Genomic DNA, 579 nt, shown 5'->3' with positions numbered 1-579 from the left:
GGGTCGGGGGTCAGGTAGCGTCCGTTGTCCGGATTGTAGTAGCGATGCCGGTTGTAATGCAGCCCGCTTTCCCGGTCGTAATACTGCCCCTGAAAGCGCAGTGGGTTGTCGACCGTGCCTACATCCAACCGGGTGATTTTCCCGTAGGCCTGGTAATGGGCAGACCAAACGATTTTGCCGTCTGCGCTGGTCAGTTCCTGCGGCGTGCCCAGGTGGTCGAGTTGGTAGTGGAAGACCTGTGTATTGGCCGGCCCGAAACCGTCGAGCAAGGCCAGTGGCCTGAAGCTGTCAGGCTCGTAGAGGTAGCTGCGGTGCTGGCCATGGGTGTGTTCGGCGATGACCTTGTCGCCTTGCCAGAAAAACTCGGTGGTCTTGCCCGCCACGGTTTTGCTGATGCGCCGGCCAAACGGGTCGTAGCGATAGCTGGCCTGGCTGCCGTCCGGTTGGGTGAGGCCGATCAGGCGGTGCTGGCAGTCGTAGCGGTATTCGGTGACCAGTTGCTGCGCGCGGCCGCGGCGTTCGCGTATGAGGTTTCCGAAGGCGTCGTAGTCGTAATGCCGGTCGCCTTGTAGTAACAGG

The 579-nt window shown here is 61.5% G+C and carries 1 protein-coding gene; it reads right to left on the bottom strand.

Going from position 1 to position 579, the window contains the following annotated elements; translation table 11 throughout:
* On the bottom strand, positions 1–579 hold a 579-nt coding region (locus tag FIV38_RS29855), incomplete at both ends, for an RHS repeat domain-containing protein (protein ID WP_146492610.1).

Origin of the sequence: Pseudomonas proteolytica (genome assembly GCF_007858275.1) — a bacterium.
GTDB lineage: Bacteria > Pseudomonadota > Gammaproteobacteria > Pseudomonadales > Pseudomonadaceae > Aquipseudomonas > Aquipseudomonas proteolytica.
Note: the sequence above shows the minus strand (reverse complement) of the source record. Positions and strands in the feature narration are given on the sequence as shown.